1 protein-coding gene is annotated in these 9843 nt (G+C 43.6%); it reads right to left on the bottom strand.

Annotation, left to right across the window (positions count from 1 at the left end):
* Positions 1-9843, bottom strand: a 9843-nt coding sequence (locus tag SKC36_RS12250) for a hypothetical protein (protein ID WP_459466069.1), incomplete at both ends; no start/stop codon positions are given.

Consider the following 9843-nt stretch of genomic DNA (forward strand, 5'->3'; position numbering starts at 1 on the left):
CAAAGTCTGTACCTCCTACTTTTGGTGCCGTCACTGGAGACGATGAACTATTCGCTCCACTAAACGTTAAGCTCTTGCTGCCTGTATATCCTGTTACCGTATTGCCATTCGCATCCTTCGCCGTGATCGTAATCGTTTGACTCGTTCCAGCCGTTTGCGTGCCGGATCCTGTAATCACAAACTTATTGGCCGATCCTGGATTGATCGTTATGCTGCCACTTGTTACAGCTGTCCCTGTGGCTGGAGTGAACGTAAATGTGCCACTGCCAACTGTTCCTGTGTACTTCAAGCCTAAGCTTGTTAAGTTGGCCACCCCATTCACAAAATCACCTGCACTTGTTAATTTATTGCCACCACTTATTCCACTGATCGTTCCTGTTAAGCCTGTCGTACTTACCGTAATGTTATTGCCACTCGCATCAAAGCCGGTCACCACGTTGCCATAGGCATCTAGGGCCGTCAACGTATTTGTTCCCGTAAACCCTACTCCATTGATCTGTGGACCAGCCAAGCTTAAGGCTAATTTACTGAAGCTTGAAGCACTAACAACCACACTCAAACGATCTGACCCACTCGTGCCTATCGAACCTTCGATAGCCACCAAGTTGGCTGTCTCTACTTTAAATAAGCTCAGACTCGCTGTAGCTACCCCATTCGTGAAGCTCACACTCGTCGCTGTACCAAAGTCGGTACTCTCTACTTTTGGTGAGGTCGCTGGAGATGATGAACTATTCGCTCCACTGAAAATTAAGCTCTTACTGCCCGTATAGCCACTCGCCGTATTGCCACTCGCATCTTTTGCCGTAATCGTAATCGTTTGACTTCCTCCCGCTGTTTGCGTGCCACTTCCCGTGATGATGAACTTCGTAGCTGAACCTGCTCCGATCGTTACATTTCCACTCGTTACTGCACTACCCGTCGCTGGAGTGAAGGTAAACGTGCCCACTCCTGAGGTTCCTGTATAGATTAAACCTAAGCTTGTCAAGTTGGCTACTCCTCCTGAGAAGTCTAATCCTGCATTTAGTTTATTGGTTCCTGATAAGCCAGTGATGGTTCCTGTTAGGCTTGAAGTAACAGTCACGTTATTTCCAGCTGCATTGAAGGTTGTCACCAAGTTACCATAAGCGTCTAGTGCTGATAGGGTATTGGTTCCTGTGAAGGCAGTACCACTATTTTGAGAAGCAGCTAAACTAACAGCCAATTTGGTGAAAGTATTAGCTGAAACGGTAATAGGTAGTTCATGATGATTTCCAACGGCTACTAAGGTTCCATCAGATACCTGAATAACCGCATTTTCAGCCTTAAATAAGGTAATTGAAACACTAGCAATACCTGCGGTGAATACCACACTGGTATTTGAACCAAATGCAATGCCATCGGCTGTTGGTGCAGTTACCGGACTTGTTGAACTATTAGCACCTGAGAAGACTAAAGTTTTAGTACCTGCGTAGGATGTTACTGTATTATGGTTAGCATCAACCACTCGAATTGTTACCGTTTGAGATGTACCTGCCGTTTGCGTTCCAGATCCAATAATCATTATATGATCAGCAGCTCCTGGGTTCATAATGATGGATGTACTCACGGCGGCAGTACCTGTAGCAGGGGTAAAGGTAAATGTGCCACTGCCAATAGTTCCAGAATATTTCAATCCAAGGCTTGTTAAATTAGCCACACCGTTCACAAAATCACCTGCACCCGTTAATTTATTGGTACCAGATAAGCCAGAAATCGTACCTGTCAAGCTTGTTGTTACCGTCACGTTATTCGTACTAGCATCAAAGCCAGTCACTACGTTTCCATAGGCATCTTGCGCTGCTAAGGTGTTGGTACCTGTAAAGGCCACTCGGTTTGTTTGAGGAGTACTTAAGCTAACAAATAGTTTATTGAAAGCTGCCGGACTAACGGTCACCGTCAAACGATCTGCTCCTGCTGCGCTGATGCTACCATCACTCACAGCTAGATTCGCTACCTCAGCCGTATACAGAGCCAAGGTAGTCGTCGCCACACCATTGGTAAATGTTAAAGTTGCTCCAGTATGAATATCTTGTTCTACTGCATTTTTATCAATCACAGTAGGGTGAACAATTGGATTACTAGAATCCAAAGCACCTGAGAAGGTTAAGGCATGATCACCTGTGTAAGATGTTACCGTATTTCCATTAGCATCTTTGGCTGTAATGGTAATGGTTTGAGTGCCTCCTGCTGTTTGCGTTGAGGTACCTGTTACTACAAAACGTGTGGCTACACCTGAGCCAACTGCCACATTCGATGAAATAACGGCAGATCCGCTGGCAGGTGTAAAGGTAAATGTACCTGTGCCTGCTGTACCCGTAAACTTCAATCCCAGGCTTGTCAAATTAGCCACGCCATTCACAAAGTCACTGGCACTAGTTAATTTATTTGTACCAGACAATCCAGTAATACTACCTGTCAATGTCGTTGAAACCGTAATATTATTTCCTGAAGCATCAAAACTTGTTGCTACGTTGCCATAAGCATCCAAGGCTGTCAATGTATTGGTTCCTGTAAAGCTTACCCCATTAGCTTGAGATCCTGCTAAAGCTACCGCTAATTTTGAGAAGCTAGCCGGACTTACCGTGATAGCTAAGCTTCCACCGCTGCTCGAATTTATAGATCCATCTGAAACTTGAATTTCAGCACTTTCCGCTTTGTATACTTTCAGATCAGATGTGGCTACTCCATTAGCAAAAGTAACTACAGTACTTGTACCAAAATTAGTGGCCACATTGTTTTTGTTGCTTGCTGAAGGAGCAGTACTTGGATTCGAAGAAGAATTAGCACCTGAGAATGTCAAACTCTTATCACCCGTATATGTAGTAGCTGTATTTCCACTAGCATCTTTCGCAGTAATGGTTAATGTTTGTGAGGCTCCGGCCGTTTGAGTTCCTGAACCTGTAATAATTAATTTCGTTGCTGCTCCCGCATTGATAATAACATTGCCACTTGTTATGGCTGTTCCTGTTTGAGGAGTGAAGGTAAAGGTTCCGGTGCCTACCGTTCCAGTAAATACTAGGTTTGATGTCAAATTAGCCACACCACTGGTAAAATTACCTACTTGGTTCATGACATTGGCCGTGTATCCTGAAATAGAACCTGTTAAGGTACTCGTTATTGTAATCGGGTTAGTATTCGAATTGAAACTAGTAACCGTGTTGCCATAAGCATCTAAGGCCGTCAAGGTATTGGTACCTGTAAAGGCACTTCCATTTACCTGTGGACTAGCTAAGCTTACTGCCAATTTATTAAATGCAGCAGCAGAAACGGCCACGGTCAATCGGTCAGATCCTGAAGATGAAATACTAGCATCCGTGGCTGATATCACAGCAGTTTCAGCATTGAACAAGATCATATTGGCAGAAGCTACACCCGATGTAAAGGTTAGGTTCATAGCCGTACCTAAATTCACTCCACTTACCGTAGGGTTGGTAGCTGGACTTGGCGAGCTATTAGCTCCCGAGAAGGTGATGCTCTTGACTCCTGCGTAGGCTGTAGCTGTATTACCATTAGCATCCTGCGCGGTTACAGTAATAGATTGAGAGGTACCTGCTGTTTGAGTTGCATTTCCTGTAATCACCAATTTAGTGGCAGTACCTCCGCTAATGGCTATAGAGGCACTTGTTCCAGTAGCACCACCTGTAGCTGAGGCAAAAGTAAATGTTCCCGATCCAGAAGTACCTGTATAAATTAATTTAGAGGTCAAATTAGCTACTCCATTCACGAAGTCCGCCGCATCATTCAATTTGTTTGTTCCAGATAAACCAGAAATACTTCCCGACAATGAGGTAGTCACTGTGACATTATTGGTACTAGCATTAAAGCTAGTTACGGTATTTCCGTAAGCATCTTGAGCCGTTACTATGTTGCTCGAGGTGAAAGCCTGTCCGTTGACCTGTGGCGTGGTAAGAGCCACAGCAAATTTACTTAAGCTAGCTGGAGAAACAACTACGCTTAACCTGTCTGCTCCACTAGAAGCCAAAGCTCCTTGGGTAGCCACTATCGTAGAGGTTTCTGCGCGGTAAAGTTTCATGGTAGCCGTGGCAACACCATTGGTAAAGGTGATGGTGGTAGCCGTTCCAAAATTCACTTCGGCACTTGTTTTATCCGTTACAGTTGGATTTACAAATGGATTCGTAGAAGATAGAGCTCCAGAGAATATAATCGACTTATCTCCGGTGTAAGATGGTACAATATTTCCACTGGCATCCTTGGCACGTAAGGTAATGGTTTGTGACCCTCCAGCCGTTTGGGTTCCTGAACCAGTAACTTCTAAACGAGTCACTGTACCTGGGTTGATCGTAACATTGGAACTTGTAATTGCCGTTCCTGTAGCTGGCGTAAAGGTAAAGGTACCTGTTCCTGAAGCTCCTGTATAGGTTAAGCCCAAGCTAGTTAAATTAGCTACTCCACCCACAAAATCATTAGCATTACTTAATTTATTCGTTCCGGATAAGCCTGTAATAGTTCCTCCTAAGGAATTCGTAACCGTCACATTATTGGTTGACGCATCCAAATTAACTGTATTATTAAATTCATCTTGAGCAGTTAAGGTATTTACTCCCGTAAATGCTACTCCTGTGGTTTGCGGACTAGCTAAGCTAACTGCCAATTTACTGAATGCACCCGGTGTAATATCCAATGGTAAATTACCTCCACCACTGGAACTAATAGTTCCGTCGGTGACACTAACTGTTGTCAATTCAGATCTATATCCTTTCAATGTACTAGTTCCTACACCATTGACAAAAGTAACCACAGTTGTCAAGCCAAAATCAATATCGACAGCATTCTTATTACTTGCCGTAGGTACTCTGGATGGAGATGTAGAAGTAGAGAAAATTAAGTTTTTATCTCCTGAATAAACAGTGGTTGTATTTCCGCTAGCATCTTGAGCTGTAATCGTAATAGCTTTGGTGGTACCCGCTGTGATGGCTCCTGGTGTAGCTGTAATTACTAATTTAGTTGCTGCACCTGGATTCACCACCACGTTTCCACTGGTTACGGCAGTTCCTGTGGCCGGAGTGAAGGTAAATGTACCTGTTCCTGAAGTACCTGTAAAGATTAATCGGCTAGTTAAATTAGCCACACCGTTAACAAAGTCTCCATGTGAATTCAATATGGCTCCACCATTTAAACCCGATATGGTTCCTGTCAAGGTTTTGCTTACAGTAATATTGTTGGTCGAGGCAGTAAATCCTGTAACCGTATTACCATAAGTATCTTGAGCTGTCAAGGTATTGGTACCTGTAAAGGCAGTTCCATTGACTTGTGGACTAGCCAAACTTACAGCCAATTTACTGAAAGATGTTTCTGATACTGTGACAGTTAACCTATCCGCACCTGCAGCAGAAAGAACACCTTCCGAAGCGGCTATGGTAGCTGTTTCAGCTTTGTATAAAATCATACTAGCCGTAGCCACACCATTGGTGAAACTAATGTTGGTGGCTGAACCTATGTTGGTACCAGCTATGGTTGGAACTGTTACTGGTGAACTAGAACTATTGGCACCTGAGAAAGTAACACTCTTAGCTCCAGTATAGGTAGTAGCTGTATTTCCACTTGCATCCTTGGCCGTTATGGTAATCGTCTGTGCTGAACCTGCTATACCCGTACCCGTTCCTGTAATTACTAATTTAGTAGCAGCACTACTTGAAATAGTCAGAGATGAACTTGTTCCAGTTGCCCCTCCTGTTGTAGCCAATGCGGTAAATGTTCCTGAACCTGAGGCTCCTGTATAGATTAATTTCGATGTCAAATTAGCTACACCATTAACGAAATCATCCGCTGCATTTAACTTATTAGTACCCGATAATCCCGTGATGCTACCCGTCAAACTTGTGGAGATGGTAACATTGTTAGTATTGGCATTAAAATTCAACACTGGGTTACTGTACGCATCTTGAGCTATTAGTTCATTACTTCCTGTAAAGGCTGAACCATTCACTTGAGGAGATGCTAAGTTAAGCGTAAACTTACTTAAGCTACCATGGCCTACAGTGACACTTAAGCGATCAGCACCTGAGGAGGCCAAGGCGCCTTCTGTTGCAACCACTAAGGCTGATTCTGCCTTGTACAATTTCATGGTGGCTGTAGCTTCTCCATTGCTGAAGGTAATGGTCGTAGCCGTACCAAAATTCACATTGGCACTTGTCTTGTCACTGACTGTTGGATTCACAGCTGGTGAATTGGTAACGTTGGCACCAGAGAATGTTACTGATTTATCTCCCGTATAGGTTGTGACCGTATTACCACTAGCATCTTTAGCACGAATAGTAATCGTTTGGCTATCACCAGCAGTAACAGTGCCAGTACCTGTTATTACTAATCTGCTTACCGCACCCGGATTAACTGTGACATTTGAACTAACAGCCGCTGTACCACTTGCAGGACTGAAAGTAAATGTACCCGTGCCAGAAGTTCCAGTGAAAGTTAGACCTAAACTGGTTAAGTTGGCAACACCTCCCACAAAATCATTACTATTACTTAGTTTATTGGTTCCAGATAATCCTGAAATACTACCAGTTAAACTTGTGCTAACTGTCACATTATTGGTTGAGGCATTAAATGCTACGGTATTACCATAGGCATCTTGAGCAGTTAAAGTATTGGTTCCTGTAAATGCTGTTCCATTGATCTGAGGACTAGCCAAGCTTACTGCTAATTTGGCATAGGTGGAAGCACTAACTGCGACATTGAATCGATCTGATCCAGCGGCAGAAATAGTGGCATCTGTAGCAGCCAAATCAATGGTTTCTGCTTTAAATAATTCCAGACTAGCCGTAGCAACACCATTCGTGAAGCTAATGCTGGTAGCAGTTCCTAGGTTAGTTCCAGCTACTGTTGGGTTAGTAACAGGGTTTATGGAGGCATTAGCCCCAGAGAATGTTAATGATTTTGATCCAGTATAGGTAGTAGCTGTATTGCCACTAGCATCTTTAGCCGTAAGGGTAATCGTTTGAGCCGTGCCAGCTGTTTGTGTGGCCGAAACTCCAGTTATGACCAATTTAGTTGCTGCACCAGAGCCCATGGTTACGTTTCCAGAAGTGATGGCGCTTCCAGTGACTGGGCTGAAGGTAAATGTTCCTACTCCTGAGGTACCTGTAAAGGTTAATGCCGAAGTTAAATTGGCCACCCCACTCACAAAGTCTCCTGAAGATGATAATTTATTGGTACCTGATAATCCTGTAATGCTACCTGTCAAGGTAGTGCTTACAGTAATGTTATTGGTAGATGCATTAAAGGTTGTAACCGTATTACCATAATCATCCTGAGCGGTCAAGGTATTCGAGCCTGTAAAGGCTGTTCCATTGACCTGTGGACTAGCCAAAGCTACGGCCAACTTGCTATAACTCGATGATGAAACTGCAACACTCAATCGATCTGAGCCCGAGGCAGAAATCGAACCATCAGTTGCGGCAATGACCGCATTTTCTGCTTTATACAATACCAAGTTGGCACTTGCTGTACCATTGGTGAAGGTAATATCGGTACTAGTTCCCAAGTTTATACCTGCAACCGTTGGATTAGTAGTTGGAGATATTGATGCATTGGCACCAGAGAAGGTCAAACTCTTGGTTCCTGTGTAGGCAACTGCGGTATTTCCATTAGCATCGAGTGCCGTAATGGAAATGACTTGGGCAACACCCGCTGTTCCAGTTGAACTACCTGTAATACGTAATTTGGTAGCAGTTCCTCCTACTAAAGTGACATTAGCACTGGTTACACTAATTCCGCCTGTTGCTGCTGCAAAAGTAAATGTTCCTGTTCCTGCTGTACCCGTAAAGATTAATTTAGAAGTTAGATTAGCCACTCCATTAACAAAATCTAAGGCACTAGTCAGTTTATTCGTACCTGATAATCCACCTACAGCTCCAGTTAAACTACTTGTCACCGTTATATTATTGGCACTTGCATCAAAAGTCGTAACCGTATTCGCCCAGAAATCTTGAGCAGTTAAGGTGTTAGAACCTGTAAATGCCGTACCATTCACCTGAGAATTAGCCAATAAAACAGCCATTTTAGAGAATGAACCAGCCGTGTAGGTGCTTATTAAACGATCTGCACCAGAAGAGGTTACCCCACCTTGTGTGGCTACGATACTTGCAACCTCAGCACGATATAAAATCATACTGGTTGTCGCCACACCATTAGTGAATGTAATGGTAGCGGCAGTTCCGAAATCAACTGCTGATGAATTCTTATCTGTTACTGAAGGTGAAAGCGTAGGGCTCGTACTTAAATTGGCACCCGTAAACACCACCGACTTATCTCCTGTATAGGAAGTTACCGTATTGCCACTAGCATCTTTTGCCGTAAGGGTTACTGTTTGTGCTTGACCTGCTATACCTGAAGTAGATCCTGTTAAGACCATTCTTGTGGCAGTACCCGGATTCATCAAGACATTACTTGAGGTAATACCCGTTCCGGAAGCTGGAGTAAAGGTGAAGGTTCCTGTTCCTGAGGTACCTGTGAATAACAAGCTTGAGCTTAAGTTGGCAACACCATTGACAAAATCATCCGTTCCAGATAATTTATTTGTACCCGATAAGCCTGTGATAGAACCCGTTAAGGTTGTACTTACAGTCACATTATTTCCTGAAGCATTAAATGAAGTAACCGTATTTCCATAAGCATCTTGTGCGGTTAGTGTATTGGTTCCTGTAAATGCAATACCATTTAATTGAGGACTTGTCAAGCTAACTGCCAACTTATTGAAACTTGCAGGAAGTACTGATACTGCTAATTCATGGGAATTACCATTGGCATTAATTGTTCCATCAGTAGCTGTCAATAAAGCACTTTCTGCTTTGTACAATACCACCGAAACTGTCGCAATACCATCTGTAAATACGATATTGGTTGCTGTTCCAAAATTCGTGCCATTGGCTGTTGCTACCGTCACTGGGCTACTCGAACTATTAGCGCCAGAGAAAGTTAAACTCTTGGTACCTGTATAACTTGTAGCTGTATTATGATTGGCATCTACTGCTCTTATGGTGATGGTTTGGGACTCCCCTGCATTCTGATTAGCATTTCCAGTAATCATCATATGAGTTGCTGTTCCCGAATTTATCTGAACACTTCCACTAGTAATTCCTGTTCCACTTTGTGGGGTGAAGGTGAAGGTTCCTGAACCAACTGTTCCAGAGAAAATTAGTTTTGATGTCAAATTAGCTACGCCACTCACAAAGTCGCCTGCATTATTCAACTTATTCGTACCCGACAAGCCCGTGATCGCTCCTGTTAAGCTAGTTGTCACTGTCACATTATTGGTACTCGCATCAAAACTACTTACCGTGTTACCATAAGCATCTTGGGCCGTTAAGGTATTTGAACCAGTAAAGGCAGTTGCATTTATTTGTGGCGTCGCTAAGCTTACTGCCAATTTGCTGTAGGCAGCCGCACTGACTGTCACCGATAAACGATCTCCTCCCGCTGAGAATATAGATCCATCACTGGCTGATACCGTAGATACCTCCGCTTTGTACAAGACCATCGTGGCACTGGCCACACCATCGGTAAACGTTAAGCTTGTTCCTGTACCAAAGTTCGTACTTGCCACCATTGGTACGGTCGCCGGACTACTTGAAGTTCCTGCACCACTGAATATAATATTTTTAGCTCCAGTATAAGTGGTAGCCGTATTTCCATTAGCATCTTTTGCAGTAATGGTTATCGTTTGATTACCTCCAGCTGTTTGTGTTCCTGTTCCCGTTACTACCAACTTAGTAGCTGTTCCTGGATTGATGGTAATACTTGCGCTAGTAGCGGCTGTTCCGCTTGCTGGAGTAAAGACAAAAGTTCCTGCTCCTGATGTTCCAG

It is taken from the genome of Aquirufa sp. OSTEICH-129A, from assembly GCF_054558355.1.